The sequence below is a fragment of the Variovorax sp. 05T418 genome (assembly GCF_056396385.1).
This window is the reverse complement of the sequence record NZ_JBFTLJ010000002.1, coordinates 506608-522341: the sequence shown is the minus strand read 5'-3', so window position 1 is coordinate 522341 and position 15734 is coordinate 506608. Positions and strand designations below refer to the sequence as shown.

Annotated in this window: 17 protein-coding genes; 11 read left to right on the top strand and 6 right to left on the bottom strand. The window is 69.2% G+C overall.

Going from position 1 to position 15734, the window contains the following annotated elements:
- Position 1: 1 nt before the first annotated feature.
- Positions 2-895 carry an NAD(P)-dependent oxidoreductase gene (locus tag AC1DMS_RS05775; protein WP_478180800.1) on the top strand — a complete coding sequence of 298 codons (894 nt, stop codon included), beginning with the start codon at positions 2-4 and terminating at the stop codon, positions 893-895.
- A gap of 50 nt (positions 896-945) precedes the next feature.
- Positions 946-1284 (top strand): putative antibiotic biosynthesis monooxygenase, encoded by a 339-nt coding sequence (locus AC1DMS_RS05770; protein ID WP_478180799.1) that lies wholly within the window; start codon positions 946-948, stop codon positions 1282-1284.
- A 6-nt stretch (positions 1285-1290) separates the two neighbouring features.
- Here AC1DMS_RS05770 and AC1DMS_RS05765 read toward each other — a convergent pair whose 3' ends face one another.
- From AC1DMS_RS05765 to AC1DMS_RS05740, 6 genes are all read right to left on the bottom strand, one after another.
- On the bottom strand, positions 1291-1767 hold the full coding sequence (locus tag AC1DMS_RS05765) for a hypothetical protein (RefSeq protein WP_478180798.1): 477 nt from the start codon (positions 1765-1767) through the stop codon (positions 1291-1293).
- Between the two features lie 196 nt (positions 1768-1963).
- Complete coding sequence (locus AC1DMS_RS05760; RefSeq protein WP_478180797.1) at positions 1964-2983, bottom strand: tripartite tricarboxylate transporter substrate-binding protein; 1020 nt, start codon at positions 2981-2983, stop codon at positions 1964-1966.
- A 17-nt stretch (positions 2984-3000) separates the two neighbouring features.
- Entirely contained in the window at positions 3001-4407 is a 1407-nt protein-coding gene (locus AC1DMS_RS05755; protein ID WP_478180796.1) for a sensor histidine kinase, read from the bottom strand.
- The gene (locus AC1DMS_RS05750) at positions 4404-5069 is read right to left on the bottom strand and encodes a response regulator (RefSeq protein WP_012748430.1); all 666 of its coding nucleotides are present in this window, start codon (positions 5067-5069) and stop codon (positions 4404-4406) included. The genes AC1DMS_RS05755 and AC1DMS_RS05750 overlap by 4 nt, the downstream gene beginning before the upstream one ends.
- Before the next feature lie 24 nt (positions 5070-5093).
- Positions 5094-6104 (bottom strand): Bug family tripartite tricarboxylate transporter substrate binding protein, encoded by a 1011-nt coding sequence (locus AC1DMS_RS05745; protein ID WP_012748429.1) that lies wholly within the window; start codon positions 6102-6104, stop codon positions 5094-5096.
- Between the two features lie 73 nt (positions 6105-6177).
- Positions 6178-6972, bottom strand: coding sequence for an IclR family transcriptional regulator domain-containing protein (locus tag AC1DMS_RS05740; protein ID WP_018905576.1), 795 nt, complete (start codon positions 6970-6972; stop codon positions 6178-6180).
- 201 nt (positions 6973-7173) lie between these two features.
- Between AC1DMS_RS05740 and AC1DMS_RS05735 the strand changes: the two genes are divergently transcribed.
- From AC1DMS_RS05735 to AC1DMS_RS05695, 9 genes are all read left to right on the top strand, one after another.
- Positions 7174-8097 carry a shikimate dehydrogenase family protein gene (locus tag AC1DMS_RS05735; RefSeq protein ID WP_012748427.1) on the top strand — a complete coding sequence of 308 codons (924 nt, stop codon included), beginning with the start codon at positions 7174-7176 and terminating at the stop codon, positions 8095-8097.
- Between the two features lie 32 nt (positions 8098-8129).
- The gene (locus AC1DMS_RS05730; protein WP_012748426.1) at positions 8130-8681 is read left to right on the top strand and encodes a TRAP transporter small permease; all 552 of its coding nucleotides are present in this window, start codon (positions 8130-8132) and stop codon (positions 8679-8681) included.
- Positions 8682-8696: 15 nt separating this feature from the next.
- The gene (locus AC1DMS_RS05725; protein WP_012748425.1) at positions 8697-9977 is read left to right on the top strand and encodes a TRAP transporter large permease subunit; all 1281 of its coding nucleotides are present in this window, start codon (positions 8697-8699) and stop codon (positions 9975-9977) included.
- Positions 9978-10027: 50 nt separating this feature from the next.
- Positions 10028-11038, top strand: coding sequence for a TRAP transporter substrate-binding protein (locus AC1DMS_RS05720; RefSeq protein WP_012748424.1), 1011 nt, complete (start codon positions 10028-10030; stop codon positions 11036-11038).
- Positions 11039-11054: 16 nt separating this feature from the next.
- Positions 11055-11888, top strand: a complete 834-nt coding sequence (locus AC1DMS_RS05715) for a shikimate dehydrogenase family protein (protein ID WP_018905578.1) — start codon at positions 11055-11057, stop codon at positions 11886-11888.
- A 99-nt stretch (positions 11889-11987) separates the two neighbouring features.
- Complete coding sequence (pcaB, locus tag AC1DMS_RS05710; RefSeq protein ID WP_012748422.1) at positions 11988-13196, top strand: 3-carboxy-cis,cis-muconate cycloisomerase; 1209 nt, start codon at positions 11988-11990, stop codon at positions 13194-13196.
- Positions 13196-13627: a carboxymuconolactone decarboxylase family protein gene (locus tag AC1DMS_RS05705; protein ID WP_027729465.1), complete on the top strand. Its 432-nt coding sequence runs from the start codon at positions 13196-13198 to the stop codon at positions 13625-13627. The genes pcaB and AC1DMS_RS05705 overlap by 1 nt, the downstream gene beginning before the upstream one ends.
- A complete protein-coding gene (locus AC1DMS_RS05700) occupies positions 13624-14844 on the top strand; it encodes an MFS transporter (RefSeq protein WP_478180795.1) in 1221 nt (406 codons plus the stop codon). Before AC1DMS_RS05705 ends, AC1DMS_RS05700 begins: the two co-directional genes overlap by 4 nt.
- Positions 14841-15605, top strand: coding sequence for an alpha/beta fold hydrolase (locus AC1DMS_RS05695; protein ID WP_018905582.1), 765 nt, complete (start codon positions 14841-14843; stop codon positions 15603-15605). The genes AC1DMS_RS05700 and AC1DMS_RS05695 overlap by 4 nt, the downstream gene beginning before the upstream one ends.
- Positions 15606-15734: the final 129 nt, after the last annotated feature.

Below are 15734 nucleotides of genomic sequence, written 5' to 3'. Positions count from 1 at the left end.
CATGACATTCAACCGCCAGCGCATCGCCGTGATCGGCGTGGGCATCATGGGCTCGGCGATTGCGCGCCGATTGCTCGAATGCGGGCACACAGTGAGCGTGTTCGATCCCGACAAGGCCAAGGTCCAGGCCCTGCAGGCGCAGGGCGCCCATGCCGCTCCCACCGCGGCCGACGCAGCGGCCGCGAGCGACTTCGTGATCACGAGCCTCAACGCGGCCGCCGTGGTCGAGCGCGCACTGTTCGGCGAAAACGGCGTGGCCGATGCGCCGGCGGACGCGCAGCGGCTGGTGATCGACATGTCCTCCATCGATCCGCCGTCCACGCGCCGCCTCGCGCAGACATTGCGCGAGCGCACGGGCATGGGCTTCGTGGATGCGCCGCTCTCGGGCGGCGCGCCCAAGGCGCTGCTCGGGCAACTGACGGTGATGGCGGGCGGCAGCGTGGAGGACGTGACGCGCGCCCGCGCCGTCATGGACAGCCTGTGCGCCAACTACACCCACATGGGCGAGAGCGGCGCCGGGCAGACCACCAAGCTGGTCAACCAGCTGCTGTGTGCCATCGGCTTCCAGGCCGTGGCCGAGGCGGTGCGAATCGCCGAAGCCGGCGGCGTCGATGCCTCGAAGCTGCCCGCGGCCCTCGCCGGCGGCCGCGCCGACAGCCAGATCCTGCGCGAGTTCGGTCCCAAGATGGCCGCGCGCGACTACACGCCCACCGGCCGCATCGACAACATGCTCAAGGATCTCGAGGCGGTCCAGGGTTTTGCGCAAGGCCAACGGCTGCCGTTGCCGCTTGCGGGCATCGTCTCGGAGCTGCATCGCACCTTCGTGGCGGCCGGCCTCGGGCCCGAGGACACCGCGGCCATGATGCGGCAGTTCGACGGCTATGCCCGCGGCTGAACACGCGCCGATTCCCATCCTGTCGAACTCAATCAAGGAAACGAAAAATCATGTTCATCCGCTGCGCGTTTTTCAAGGGGCGGGTCAAGCCCGGCATGGAGCAGGCTTTCGACCGCCACGTGCACGAGACGCTTGTGCCGCTGTGGACCCGCTTTCCCGGCGCGCTCGAAGTGCGCGTGCTGCGCCAGCTGGAAAGCGATGTGGGCGATCCCGAGCTCGCGATGGTGCTGTCCATCCGCTACGCGACCCGCGAAGACATCGCGCGCGCTCTCGATTCACCCGTTCGCTACGAAAGCCGCGAAGCGTCCAAGGCCCTCTTCGACATGTTCGACGGGACCGTTTTCCATACGGTCTTCACCGCCGAGGAATTCCTGCTCCCCACCGCCTGACTGCGCTCACTGGCTCGCCGACGCGTGCAGGTCGCGCGGCAGCCGCAGCGTGCTCGCGCTGGCTCCCTCGGGGCAGGGGCCGTCGGAATAGATCGCGTTACCCTCGGGCATGAGGCATTTGCTCACCACGGTGATGGCGGGTGCCGCCTTGGCGGGCTCGACGGGAGCTTCGAAGTTCGCATTCGCCGGCGATGCGCGATGGAACACCGGCATGGCCGGCTCCACCGATGAACGTTTCACCGAATTCGGCAGCCCGAGGCGGCCGGCCGATTGGATGGCCTCGACATAGGCCGGCATGACCGCAGGTGGCGTAGCCGGCGTGCGCGCCGCGTTCTCGTGCACCAGGTCTTTCAACGTCACGTAGAAGAGAGACACCGCCACCAGCGCCACCGCCAGGCACGGGGCCCAGTACCGTTCGGAGCCGCCGCGGGACGGCGAGGCCTTGCGCGGCTTGAAGGTGTCGATCCTGTGTTGCAGGCTCATGGCGCAGGCTCCGTACTCGTGTCCAGCCGTTGTAAACGGCAGGGACCGCGCGCATCTGTAGGCCTGCGCCATGCGTCTTGACGGAATCCGTCTCGAAACCGCTACGGAGAAGATCACTGCCCCGCCCATTGGCGTGAGCGCGCCCAGGGGCCGGCCGCTGACGGGATGCGGCATCGGCCGGTGCTGCTTCGTGTGCTCAGGGCTTCCAGCGGCGCAGTCCGAGTTCGTCCGCGAGCGCCTGGTAGGTCTTGATGCGCGCCTGCACGTAGTCGTCGAGCGCGGCGCCGGTGAGCGCAAAAGGATAAAGGCCGTGCCGTTCGCGCAGCGCCGCATAGCCGGGTGCGGCCGTGGCTTCGGCGAAGGCCGCGGTCCAGGCGCGCATGGCGGCATCGGGCACGTTCGCGCTCAGGTACAGGCCGCGCACGGTCGGCCAGACGATGTCCACGCCTTGCTCGCGCGCGGTCGGCACGCCGGCGAGCGCGCCGCCCAGCCGCGCCTGCGAGAGCACGGCCAGCAGGCGCACCGCCGCGCCGCCCGCAATGGCCTGCAGCGCTTCGGCTGCATCGCCCGGGAACACATCGACGTGCCTTCCCTGCAGCGCGCCCAGCGCATCGCCGCCGCCTTCGAAGGACACGAAGCGCATGGCCCGGTGGTCGCGGCCCGCGGCGCGCACCAGCAGTGCGGCCTTCACCCAGTCCTGGCTGCCGACCGTGCCGCCCGCGCCGAAGGCCACGCGCGAGGGCTCCTGCCGCAGGGCGGCGATCAGGTCCGGCAGGCGCTTGTAGGGGGAGTCGCGGTGAACGGCAATCACGCCGTAGTCGGTGCCGAGCGTGGCGATCCAGCGCACCGCCGTAGGCGGGTGCGGCCCGAAGCGGCCTTGCGCAAGATTGAGCAGCGAGCCGCTCGAGAACGCCACCAGCGTGCCCGGCCCGCCGAGCCGGCCGGTGGCAATGCGGTCGAAGGCCACCGCACCGATGCCGCCCGGCAGGTAGCGCTGGCCCAATGGCGGACGCCTCGGGCGCACTGCCTGCAGCGCATCGCGCGCGAGGGCGCAGGTGAGGTCGAAGCCGCCGCCGGCCTTGGCGGGAATGATGCAATCCGCCGCGGCCTCGGACGGATCGTTGGCCGAGGCCGCAGTGGCGCGAAGACTTCCGGGCAGCAGCAATGCCGACAGTGCGCGAAGCGCACGGCGGCGGGTAGCAGAGGGGATCGGCATGGGCTGTGTGCGCCCGGTTAGCTGGCGGCCGGCCGAGGCCACCAGATGATCGCATGCAGGCCCGTGCCTGCCTCGCGTGCCTCGAGCCGCAGCTCTCCCCGGTGCCGCTGCGCGATGGAGAGTGCAATGGCCAGGCCGAGGCCGAAGCCGCCCTTGCCCGCGCGGGCGCCGCGGCGAAAGCGCTGGCCCAGCGCGGCGCGCTCTTCGCCGCTCAGGCCCGGACCGTCGTCTTCGACGTTGAGGCTCCAGCCCGCCGCATCGCCCGCCGCGAAGAGCGTGATCGTGCCTTCGGCCGGCGTGTAGGCGACGGCGTTTGCCACAAGGTTGCTCAACGCCTCGCGCAGCAGCCCGCGGTCCGCCACCGCGAAGAACTCCGGCGCGGGCGCATGGATGCCCAGGTCGATGCGCTTGGCGCGCGCGAGCGGCAGCAGGTCGACGGCCACTTCGCGCAGCAGCGCCGCAAGGTCGAATTCGGCGGGTTCCACCGCCACCGTGTCGCTGCGGCCCAGCGCAAGCAGCTGCTGCGCGCTGCGCGTCGCTCGGCCGATCTCGGTGCCGAGCGCATCGAGCGTGGCCTGCACCTGCGCCGGGTCCTGCTCGCGCTTCGCGTAGTCGGCCTGCATCTGCAGCGTGGTGAGGTGGGTGCGCAGCTGGTGGGATGCATCGTCGAGAAACTGGCGCTGCTGCGCCACCAGTTCCTGCGTGCGCGACATCTGCTGGTTGACCGCTGCGACGAGCGGGCGTACCTCGGCCGGCAGGTCGGCCTCCGCGATGCGCGTCAGGTCGTCCGGCGTGCGGGCCTGCACCTCGCGCGCCAGCCTCGACAGCGGCCGCAGCGCCGCCGCAAGCGCAAGCGCGGTGCCGCACAGCAGCATCGCCAGCACCAGCCCGTCGCGCAGCGCGGCGCTGCGGACAAAACGTGCGGTGAACTCCTGCCGCGAGCGCGTGCTTTCGCCCACCTGGATCAGCACGCTGCGTCCGGTGCTGCCGGCCGGCGCGCGGTCGAGGTCGCGCCGGTAGGCCGCCAGCCGCACGGACTCGCCGAAGTAGGTCGCGTCGTAGAAGGCCGGCACGCCCATGGCCAGCGTGGCGGGCGGCGCGGGCAGGTCGGCGCTGCCGAGTTCGACCAGCCCGTCGGAGGTCGCCACGCGAAAGAACACCTGGCCGCTGGCCGTGAGCTCGAAGAACTCGAACATCGTGTAGGGCAGCTCGACCGAGAGGCCGCCCGAGGCCGTGGAGATGTTGGCGTCGATCGACTTGAGCGCGCCGAGCAGCGAACGGTCGTAGGCCGCATTGGCGGCGGCCAGCGCGTCGTGCCGCGTCATCCACAGCTCGATGCCGGTCACCAGCAGCAGGGCAGGGAACAGCAGCAGCGCGAGCCGCTGCCACAGGCTTGCGCGCCGCAGGCGAGCCGCAATGCTCACTCGGTCTCCAGCACGTAGCCCAGGCCGCGCAGCGTCACGATGCGCACGCCGCTGCCGTCGAGCCGCTTGCGCAGCCGGTAGACCAGCACCTCGACAGCTTCCAGATGCACCTCGTCGTCGTCGGAGAACACGCGGTCGAGGATCTGCTGCTTGGACAGCGGTTCGCCGCTGCGCTGCACCAGCGCGCGCAGCACCGCCTGTTCGCGCGGCGACAGCGCCAGCGCCTCGCCGCCCAGCACGAACTGGCGGCGCGCGCCGTCGTACGCGAGCGGGCCGCAGGCCAGGCGCGGATGCTCCACGCCGCGCGCGCGGCGCACCAGCGCATGCAGCCGCGCCTCGAGCTCGGCCAGCGCAAAGGGCTTGGCGAGGAAGTCGTCGGCGCCCGCGTTGAGCGAGGCCACGCGCTCGTTCAGCGAATCGCGCGCGGTGAGGATCAGCGCGGGCAGCCGCTGGTCGCGCTCGCGCAGCCGCTGCAGCACCGTGTGGCCGTCCATGCCCGGCAGGCCGAGGTCGAGCACCAGCGCGTCGTGGTCGCGCTGCTGCAAGGCGCGGTCTGCCAGCCGGCCGTCGTCCACCCATTCGACCTGGATGCCCGCATGCTCCAGCGCCTTGCAGAGCCAGGTGCCCAGGGTGTGTTCGTCTTCGGCCAGCAGGATGCGCATGGCGCGATGCTAGGGGCTGCGCCGTCAGTCGGGCTTGATGTTTGCCCTTGCAATGACCTTCTTCCAGCGCGCCTGCTCGGCCGCGATGAACTGCGCGAACTGCTCGGGCGTGCCGCCGACGGCTTCGGCGGCATCGGCCGTGAGCCGCTGCATCGAATCGGGCGACTTCACGGCCTTCATCGTCTCGGCCGAGAGCCGGGCCAGGTTCGCGGGCTCCATGTTGGCCGGCGCGAGCATGCCGTACCACTGCGTCATCTCGAAGCCGGGGAAGCCCTGCTCGGCCACCGTGGCCACGTCGGGCAGCTGCGCCAGGCGCTTGGCCGAGCCGGTGGCGATGCAGCGCACCTTGCCGGCCTTGATGAACGGAATGATGGCCGCGGCGCCGATGGCCGAGGCGTCGAGCCGGCCCGAGAGCAGGTCGGTCACCATCGGCCCGGTGCCGCGGTAGGGCACGTGCAGCATGAACACGTCCGCGGTCATCTTCAGGTATTCGAAGGCCAGGTGGCCCGCGCTGCCGTTGCCCGCGGAGCCGTAGCTCAGCTTGCCCGGCTTCGACTTGGCGTAGGCGATGAATTCCTTGAGGTTCTTCGCGGGCACGTCGGGGTGCACCACGTAGAGGCTGGGCACCTTGGCCAGCAGGCTCACGGGCTTGAAGTCCTTGTTGGGGTCGTAGGGCAGCTTGGCGAAGATGAACGGGTTGACCGCCAGCGTGCCGATGTGGCCGAGGATGATCGTGTGCTGGTCGGTGCTGCGCGCCACCTCGCTCATTGCGATGTTGCCGGCCGCGCCCGGCTTGTTGTCGACGAACACGCTCTGGCCCAGCGTGCGCGAGAGCTCGGCGGCGGTGGAGCGCGCCACGATCTCCGAGCTGCCGCCCGGCGCAAAGGGCACGACGAAGCGCACCGACTTGCTCGGCCAGCCGGCCTGGGCCGAGGCCAGCGAAGGCAGCAGGCCGCCCAGGGCCAGGGCGCTGCCGCCTTGCAGCCATTGGCGGCGCGTGGGCTGCGGATCGTTCAGGAAGAAGTCGTCGAACATGGTGCTTGTCTCCATCGCTTGTGTGAAAGAAAGCCCGCATCCTGCCCCACGGATGCTGTCGGAAAGCTGTCGGTCAGATCAGGTTGCGCATGGCCTGCGCGGTTTCACGCAGGACCGGCAGCACGCGCGCCACCGCGTCCTCGGAGCTTTCGTGGCCCATCGGCATGGTGATGTTGAGCGCGCCCACCAGCGTGCCGTGGCGGTCGCGCAGCGGCACCGCGATGCCGCGCGAATTGAGGTCCAGCTGCTGCTCCGACAGCGCCCAGCCCTGTGCCCGGATGCGCGCGAGCTCCAGCTTCATGCGCTCCATGCTCGCGATGGTGTGCGAGGTGAACACCTGCAGTTGCCGCGTGGCGAGCCAGCCGGCCAGCTCGGCGTCGCTGCGCAGCGCGAGCATCAGCATGCCCGCGGCCGTGACCTGCGCCGGCACCCGCGCGCCCAGCACGTAGCCGGTGCTCATGCTGCGGTTGGGTCCGTTGCGCGCGATGTAGACCACCTCGTCGCCGTCCATCACGCTGAGGTAGGCGATCTCGCTGGTGCCGGCGGCCACGCGCTGCAGGAAGGGCTGGACGATGCGCGGCAGCCGGGCCGAGTCGAGGTACGACTGCCCAAGCCGCAGCACGCGCGGCGTGAGCCAGAACAATTTGCCGTCGCTCGCCACGTAGCCCATGTGCTGCAGGGTCAGCAGGTAGCGCCGCGCGGCCGTGCGCGTCATGCCGGTGCGTTCGCCGGCCTGGCTGGCGGTGAGGCGCGGATGGGCGTCGTCGAAGGCTTCGATGATGCTCACGCCGCGTTCCAGCCCGGCGATCCAGTCGCGCTTGTCGAGGCCGGCCGGCGGGGGGGAAAGATCGGTGGCATCGGTGCTCATGGCCCGAAGTGTGCCGTGCGGCGGGCGGCGCGGCGGCTCGGCCGGATCAGGACAAACCCTGTTTATGTACGATCATCGAACGAACAAGGATGATTGTCGATCGATTGGGGCTTGATTCCCGAGCGAAATCCACGGAGAGGTGGCTAAAGTTCGCCTTGGCAATGGTCCTGGAGCGATTGCCGTACAAAAAAGAGGCAAGACATGACCACCTCCATCAGCGGCAGCACCCTGGCTTACCTGATTCCCGGCGACCCCGTGCGCAACGTACGCCTGCCGCGGATGTTCAACGCCGCCTTCGAGCGCTTCGGCATCGACGCGGTGCTGGTGCCCGTGCAGGTGCCGCTGCGCGATTTCGCGGTGTTCTTCAAGTCGGCCTTTCTCGCGCGCAACGTGCGCGGCATGGTGATTGCGCCGCCGCACAAGCCGCTGGCAGTCGACCTGCTCGACGGCTGCGGCCTGTTCGGCCGCGTGGCGGGCTCGGTCAACGTGGTGCGCCGCATCGAGAACAGCGAGCTGGAGGGCGACCTGTTCGACGGCGAAGGCCTCCTGGGCGCGCTCGACCACTTCAACATTCCGTTCCGCGGCAAGCGGGTGCTGATCCTGGGCGCCGGCGTGAGCGCCGCGGCCATCGGCGTGGCGCTGGCCGAAGGCGGCACGGTCGACGGCGCCGAGCACATCGCCTTCTACGACACCTCGGCCGGCAGGGCGGCCGGCGTGGCGGCCAAGCTCGACGCCTTCTTCGACGCCAACGTGGTGGCGGTCGACAGCAATGCGCCCGAAGGCTACGACCTCGTCATCAACGCCACGCCGCTGGGCCTCGACGAAGCCGACGCGCTGCCCGTGGACGTCGCGCGCATGGACGGCCATGCCGCGCTGTTCGACATCCTGCTGCGCAACCAGCCGACGCCGCTGGTGCGCGCGGCACGCGCGCGCGGCCTCAATGCGCAGGCCGGCTTCGAGATGCTGATCCAGCAGATGCCGCACTACTTCGGGTACTTCGGCCACAAGGATGCGGCCGAAGCGCTGCGCAAGGATGCGGATTTCCTGCGCGAGCTGATCTATCCGCCGGCCATGGCCGCAGAGATCAGGCAGCCCCTGCGCTACCAGTCCCCGAGCGTGGCCTGACAGAGGAAACCAATTTACAAGGAGGAGACGCAATGACAAGGATTTTCGACGGCTACTGCAAGCTGCTCGACATGCTGATCGCGCTGGCGCTTGCCATCATGGTGGTGCTGGTGTTCGGCAACGTGGTGCTTCGCTATGCCTTCAACTCGGGCATCACCGTGTCGGAGGAAGTGTCGCGCTGGCTGTTCGTGTGGGTCACGTTCCTGGGAGCGGCGGTCGCGGTCAAGGAGCGCGGGCACCTGGGCACCGACTTCCTGGTGGCCCGCCTGCCGGTGCTGGGCAAGAAGATCTGCCTGGTCGTGGGCCATCTGCTCATGCTGTATGCGACCTGGCTGCTGTTCAGCGGCAGCCTGGCGCAGGCAAAGATCAATTGGGACGTGGAGGCGCCGGTGACCGGCGCATCGGTGGCGATCTTCTACGCCTCGGGCATCGTGTTCGCGGTGTCGGCGGCGGTGTTCCTGCTGAGCGACCTGGTGCGTGCGCTCACCGGCCGGCTGGGCGAAGAGGAGCTCGTGATGGTGCAGGAGTCGGAGGACCTTGCGCAACTCGGGCGCGACGACGGCAACCCCCATGGCAAGCGCTGAGAGCCGGAGCCCCCAATGACCGTATTCATCTTCCTCGGCTCGCTGCTCGCCGCCATGGCGCTGGGCATTCCAATTGCCTATTCGCTGCTGCTTTCGGGCGTGGCACTGATGGTCCACCTCGACCTGTTCGATGCGCAGATCCTCGCGCAGAACGTGGTGAACGGCGCCGACAGCTTTCCGCTGCTTGCCGTGCCGTTCTTCATGCTGGCCGGCGAGATCATGAACGTCGGCGGCCTTTCCAAGCGCATCGTCCACCTGGCGCTGACGCTCGTCGGCCATCGCCGCGGCGGGCTCGGCTTCGTCGCCATCCTGGCGGCCTGCCTGCTGGCCGCGCTGTCGGGTTCGGCGGTGGCGGACACGGCCGCGCTCGCGGCGCTGCTGCTGCCGATGATGGTGCGCGCGGGCCATGACAAGGCGCGCGCCGGGGGCCTCATCGCTTCGGCCGGCATCATCGCGCCGGTCATCCCGCCCTCGATCGGCTTCGTGATCTTCGGCGTGGCCGCCAACGTGTCGATCAGCAAGCTGTTCCTGGCGGGCATCGTGCCCGGCATCATGCTGGGGGCGGGCATCGCCATTGCGTGGTGGTGGGTTGCCAAGCGCGAGAACGTCCAGCCTGCGCCCAAGGCCACCGGCGCCGAGCGCGCGAAGGCCTTCAAGGAGTCGCTCTGGGCGCTGTTCCTGCCGGTGATCGTGCTGGTCGGCCTCAAGATGGGCGTGTTCACGCCCACCGAGGCGGCCGTCGTCGCGGCGGTCTACGCGCTGTTCGTTGCGATGGTGGTCTACCGCGAGATGAACTTCGCGCAGCTCTATCGGGTCTTCGTGAGCGCGGCCAAGACCACGGCCGTGATCATGTTCCTGGTGGCGGCGGCCATGGTTTCGGCCTGGCTCATCACGGTGGCCGACCTGCCGAGCAAGCTCATCAGCCTGCTGGAGCCCTTCATGGGCAACCAGACCCTGTTGCTGATCGCGATCATGGTGCTCGTGATGGCGGTCGGCACGGCCATGGACATGACGCCGACCATCCTGATCCTCACGCCTGTCCTGATGCCGGTGGTCAAGGCCGCGGGCATCGACCCGGTGTACTTCGGCGTGCTGTTCATCATCAACAACGCCATCGGGCTGATCACGCCGCCGGTGGGCACGGTGCTCAACGTGGTGGCGGGCGTCGGCAAGATGAAGATGGACGAGGTGACGCGCGGCGTGCTGCCGTTCATGACGGCGCAGTTCATCGTGATGTTCCTGCTCGTATTTTTCCCCTCGCTGGTGATGGTGCCCATGCGCTGGTTCGCCGGCTGACCCCACGTTTCACGTTTCTTTTTTTGACTCAATCCCCAAGGAGACCATCCATGAAGAAGACCCTCACCCGGGCCCTTTGCCTCGGCATCGCACTGCTGCTGCCCGTGGCCGCCGCCGTGGCGCAGGACATCAAGGAGCGTTCGATCAAGTTCGCGTTCCAGAACCAGGGCGACCATCCGCAGGCCCTGGGCGCGAAGAAGTTCGGCGAACTCGTCGCGCAGAAGTCGGGCAACAAGATGCAGGTCAAGCTGTTCCCGGGCGGCACGCTCGGCGGCGACGTGCAGACCGTGTCGGCCCTCCAGGGCGGCACCATCGAGATGACCGTGCTCAACGCCGGCATCCTCTCCAACCAGGTCAAGGCCTTCGCGGTCTTCGACTTCCCGTTCCTGTTCGCCAATCCGCAGGAAGCCGATGCGGTGACCGACGGGCCTTTCGGCAAGAAGCTGTTCTCGGAACTCGCGGCCAAGAACCTCATCGGCCTGGGCTACTGGGACCTGGGTTTCCGCAACGTGACCAACAGCAAGCGCCCGATCAACAAGGTGGAAGACCTGGCGGGCCTGAAGATCCGCGTGATCCAGTCGCCGATCTACATCGATCTCTTCAATGCGCTGGGCGCCAATGCCACGCCGATGCCCTTTCCTGAGCTCTATCCGGCGCTCGAGCAGAAGGCGGTCGACGGCCAGGAGAACCCGAACACGGTCATCCGCACGTCGAAGTTCGCCGAAGTGCAGAAGCACCTCGCGCTCACGCAGCACGTCTACAACCCGCAGGCGCTGATCGTCGGCAAGAAGCTCTGGGATTCCCTCAGCGATACCGAGAAGAAAATCATGACCGAGGCGGCCGCAGAAGCCACCAGGTTCGAGCGCGAAACGTCGCGCGGGCAGGCGCAAGCCGCGCTGGAGGACCTGAAGAAGGCCGGCATGCAGGTGACCGAATTCAGCCCCGCCGAAATGCAGCGCCTGCGCGACAAGGTCAAGCCGGTGGTGGACAAGCACAGCGCCCTGGTGGGCGAGGCCGTGGTCAAGGAGCTGTACGCCGAGATCGCCAAGGTCCGCAAATAAGGGCGGGCCGATTTCCATGATTTCCGGCAAGACCACCCTCGTCGCGCACCTGGGCTTTCCCACCGAAAGCTTCAAGGCGCCGATGATCTACAACCCCTGGTTCGAGAAGCAGGGCATCGACGCCGTCGTGGTGCCGATGGGCGTGAAGCCCGAGGACTATCCGGCAACCTTCGCCGCGCTGTTCCGGCTCACCAACATCCGCGGTGCGCTGGTGACCATGCCGCACAAGATCACGACCATGGGCCTGGTCGACGAAGTCACGCCAACGGCAAAGATCGCCGGCGCCTGCAACGCGGTGCTCAAGCGCGCCGACGGCACGCTGGTGGGCGACCAGTTCGATGGCGCCGGCTTCGTGCGCGGCGTGCTGCGCAAGGGCTGTGTGCTCGAGGGTGCGCGCGTGCTGGTCTCCGGCAGCGGCGGCGTGGGCTCGGCAATTGCGGCCTCGCTGGCCGCGGCCGGCGTGGCGGAAATCGCGCTCTTCGATGCCTACGCGGCTTCGGCCGAAGCGCTGGCCGGGCGGCTGCGCACGCACTATCCGGCGCTGGCCGTGTCCACCGGCTCGAACGATCCGGCCGGCTTCGACCTCGTCGTCAATGCCACGCCGCTGGGCATGAAGGAGGGCGATCCGCTGCCCTTCGACGTGGACCGCATCGCGGCCTCGACCTTTGTCGGCGAAGTGGTCATGAAGTCCGAATACACGCCGCTGCTGCGTGCCGCCCGCGACAAGGGCTGCGCCGTGCAGGTGGGCACCGACATGCTGTTCGAGATGATTCCCGCGTACCTCGAGTTCTTCGGCTTCGGCACCGCCACGGCCGATGCACTGCGGGCCGAGGCGAAGATCAGCTACTGAGCGAGTGCAACGCCTGCCCGCTGCCGTGCGGCGCGAGGGAAGACGCGGTGTAATGCGGTTGCGCTCGCTCGATTTTTTTGACGCAAGAACACATTCACCATGAGCATTTTCGAAGGCTTCCTTTCCACGTCCGAGACGCTTTCCGCCTTCAGCGACCACAACTTCGTCGGCGCGATGCTGCGCTTCGAGGCCGCATTGACCCGCGCGCAGGCCGCGCTCGGGCTGGTGCCGGAGACGGCCGCGCATTCGATCGTCGGCAGCTGCAAGGTCGAGCTGTTCGACGTGGCCAAGATCGTGCGCGACAGCGGCCGCGCCGGCAGCGTCGCGATTCCGCTGGTCAAGGCCTTGAAGGAGGCCGTGGGCCTGTTCAATCCCGCCGCCGTGCCCTTCGTGCATTTCGGCAGCACCAGCCAGGACGTGATCGACACCGCGATGGCGCTGGTCACGCGCGAAGGCATCGCGCTGATCGAAGCCGATGTCGACCGCGCCATCGAGGCGCTGCTGCAGCACGCCACGCAGCATGCCGCCACGCCGATCCTTGCGCGCACGCTGATGCAGCCTGCGTCGGTCACGAGCTTCGGCCTCAAGTGCGCCGGCTGGGCCGCGCCGCTGGTGCGCAGCCGGGCCCGCCTGCGGGGCGCCGCGCGCCATGCGCTGAGCGTGCAGCTCGGCGGCGCCGTCGGCACGCTCTCGCAGATGAAGGGGCAGGGCGCGGCCGTGGTGCAGCGCGTGGCGGACGAGCTCGGCCTCGGCAATGCCGGCGCCACCTGGCACACGCAGCGCGACGAATGGGTTGCGCTCGGCTGCGAGCTGGGGCTGCTCACGGGCAGCCTCGGCAAGATCGCGCGCGACATCGCGCTCATGGGCCAGTACGAGGTCGGCGAGGTGGCTGAGCCCACCGAGCCGGGCCGCGGTGGCTCCTCCGCAATGCCGCACAAGCGCAACCCGGTGGCGGCGATGGTGGCACTGGCCGCGGCCCAGCGCGCGCCGCAGCGGGTGGCCGCACTGTTGGCCGCGATGCCGCAGGAACACGAGCGCGCACTCGGCGGCTGGCAGGCCGAACTGGCCGAATGGCCGCAGCTGCTGATGTCGGCGCACGGCAGCGCGCGTGCGCTGGCCAGTGCGCTGCCCGGCCTGCAGATCGACGCGGCGCGCATGCGCGCCAACATCGACACCCTGCGCGCGGAGCTGCCGCGCGAGGCGGCGGACGAATGGTTCGACCCCGCGCTGGCCGGCCCGGCCGGCGAAACCGCGCTGCGGCAAGTCGCGGCACTGCGCGCCCAACTGATTGCGAAAGACACCCCCTGATGACCGACGAAGCAAGCATGACCACACCTCCCAGCGACTACGAAGCCGGCCTCGTCAACCGACGCCGCGTGCTCGGCGATGCCTGGGTCGACAAGTCGCTGGCCAACCGCAACGCCTTCAACGCCGAGTTCCAGGAGCTCATCACGCGCCATGCCTGGAACGACATCTGGGGCCGGCCCGCGCTCGGCGACAAGACGCGCCGCTACATGGTGCTGTCGATGATGCTGGGCATCCATGCCTATGAAGAATTCGCGATGCACGTGCGCGCCGCGCTCGACGGCCCGCCCGAATCGCGCCTCACGCCCGAGGACATCAAGGAAGTCATCATGATGGCGGCCATCTACTGCGGCGTGCCGGTGGCGAACCACGCCTTCGGCATTGCGGCCGGCATCCTGCGCGAGAAGGGCTTGCTGGCCGCGGCCGCGCAGTGACCGGGCCGAGCCTGCGCAAGGACCGGTTCGAGATCGGCTTCGGCCTGCTGCTGCCGCTGCTGCTCGCAGCGCAGCCCGTGGCCACCGACAGCTACCTGCCCGCGCTGCCCGCCATCGCCATGGAGCTGGGCTCGGCCAGCACCAGCCTCACGCTCTTTGTGCTGGCCTTCGGCTTTGCACAGTTGCTGTGCGGCCCGCTGGCCGACCGCTTCGGCCGCCGGCCGGTGCTGCTGGCGGGGCTCGGCTGCTACGCGATCGCGGCGCTGGGCGGCGCCTTCGCCGGCAGCGTGGCGGTGCTCGCGGGCTGGCGCACGCTGCAGGGCTTTTCGATGGCGGCCATCCTGGTGTGCGCGCGCGCCGCGGTGCGCGACCTCTATCCCGCGCACGAAGGTCCGCACGTGATGGCGCGCGGGCTCACGGGCCTGGGCGTGGTCGGGCTGCTGGCGCCGCTCCTGGGCGCATGGCTGGTGCAGGGCGCCGGCTGGCGCTGGGTGATGGCGTCGATGGCGCTCTATGCGCTGGTGCTGCTTGCGCTGTGCTGGCGCTCGTTCGCGGAGACGCGGCGGCCGCTGGCCGGGGAGCCTTCGGCGCCGCGCGGCAGCACCCGCGCCGTGTTCGCGAGCCGCAGCTTCCGGGCCTGGGCGTCGGTGGCCGCAACCACCTACGGCGGCCTTTTCTGCTTCCTGCTGCTGTCGCCGATGGTCTACATCGGCTACCTGGGCTGGTCGCCCGCGATGTACGGCTGGATTCCCGCCGGCGGCTCGCTGGTCTACATCTTCAGCACCACGATGTGCCGGCGGCTGCTGCGCCGATACGGGCCGGTGGGCACCGTGCAGCTGGGCGCCACGCTGAGCATCACGGGCGCGGCGATCCAGGCGCTGGGTTGCTGGCTGGCGCCGCACAGCGCGCTGCCGCTGCTCGCGGGCCACGCGGTCTATTGCCTGGGCCACGGCATCCACCAGCCCTGCGGCCAGGCCGGCGCCGTGGGCGACCTGCCGCACCTTGCGGGGCGGGCCGTGTCGTGGTCGGGTTTCGGCATGATGATGGTGGCGTTCAGCGTCGGGCAGGTGGCCGCGCAGTTCGTCGACACCGATTTTTCGAACGGCGCCTGGCCGATGGTCGTTCCGATGCTGCTCGCGGGCTGCGGGTTGCTGACCATCGCGTTCCTCTGGCTGCCGCGTCTTCAACATCCGATGAAAGAAAAGGAATCAACATGACCCGTTTGAACGTCGTCCGCGAAGGCAGCGGTCCTTTTGTCGTGCTGAGCCATGCGCTGGGCTGCGACCTGCACATGTGGGACGGCGTGGCCGAGCAGCTTGCGCGCGCCCACACCGTGATCCGCTACGACCACCGCAACCATGGCGGCTCGCAGGTGGTGCCGGGTGCGCTGCGCGTGGAGACGCTGGCGCAGGACGCGGCCGAGCTCATCCAGCGCGAGGCCGGCGGGGAGCCGGTGCACTTCGTCGGCCTGTCGATGGGCGGCATGACCGCGCAGGCGCTGGCGGTGCGCCATCCCGAGCTGCTGCGCAGCGTGGTGATCGCGAATTCGTCGGCCCACTACCCCGACCAGTCGCCCTGGCGCGCGCGCGCCGAGACGGTCGCCGCCAAGGGCGTGGCCGCCATTGCGCCGGGCGCGGTGGCGCGCTGGCTCACGCACGGCTACGTCACCACGCAGGAGGGCAAGGCCGCGGCCGAGGCGCTGCACGACGTGCTGGTGCGCACCGATGCACAGGGCTACATCGAAAGCTGCAACGCGGTGGCCGCCATCGATTTCCGCGACAGCAACCGCCGCATCGCCGTGCCCACGCTGGTGATCGCGGGCCTGCAGGACGAGGCCACGCCGCTGGCCATGTCCGAAGCCATCGTGGCCGCCATTCCCGGCGCGCGCCTGGCCACCATCGACGCGGCGCACCTGAGCGCGGTGGAGCGGCCGGTCGAGTTCACGCAGCTGCTGATCGATTACTGGCGCAGCCTTTGAGAAATGCGGGCTCCGAGCCCAGGGGACGGCCCTAGGTCTAACCCCTAATCCGTGCGAACAATGCACGCACGCGTCCGATGATCGAACGCTGAGCACATGTGGAGCGTTGTGGGCGGCGGCGGCTATTCC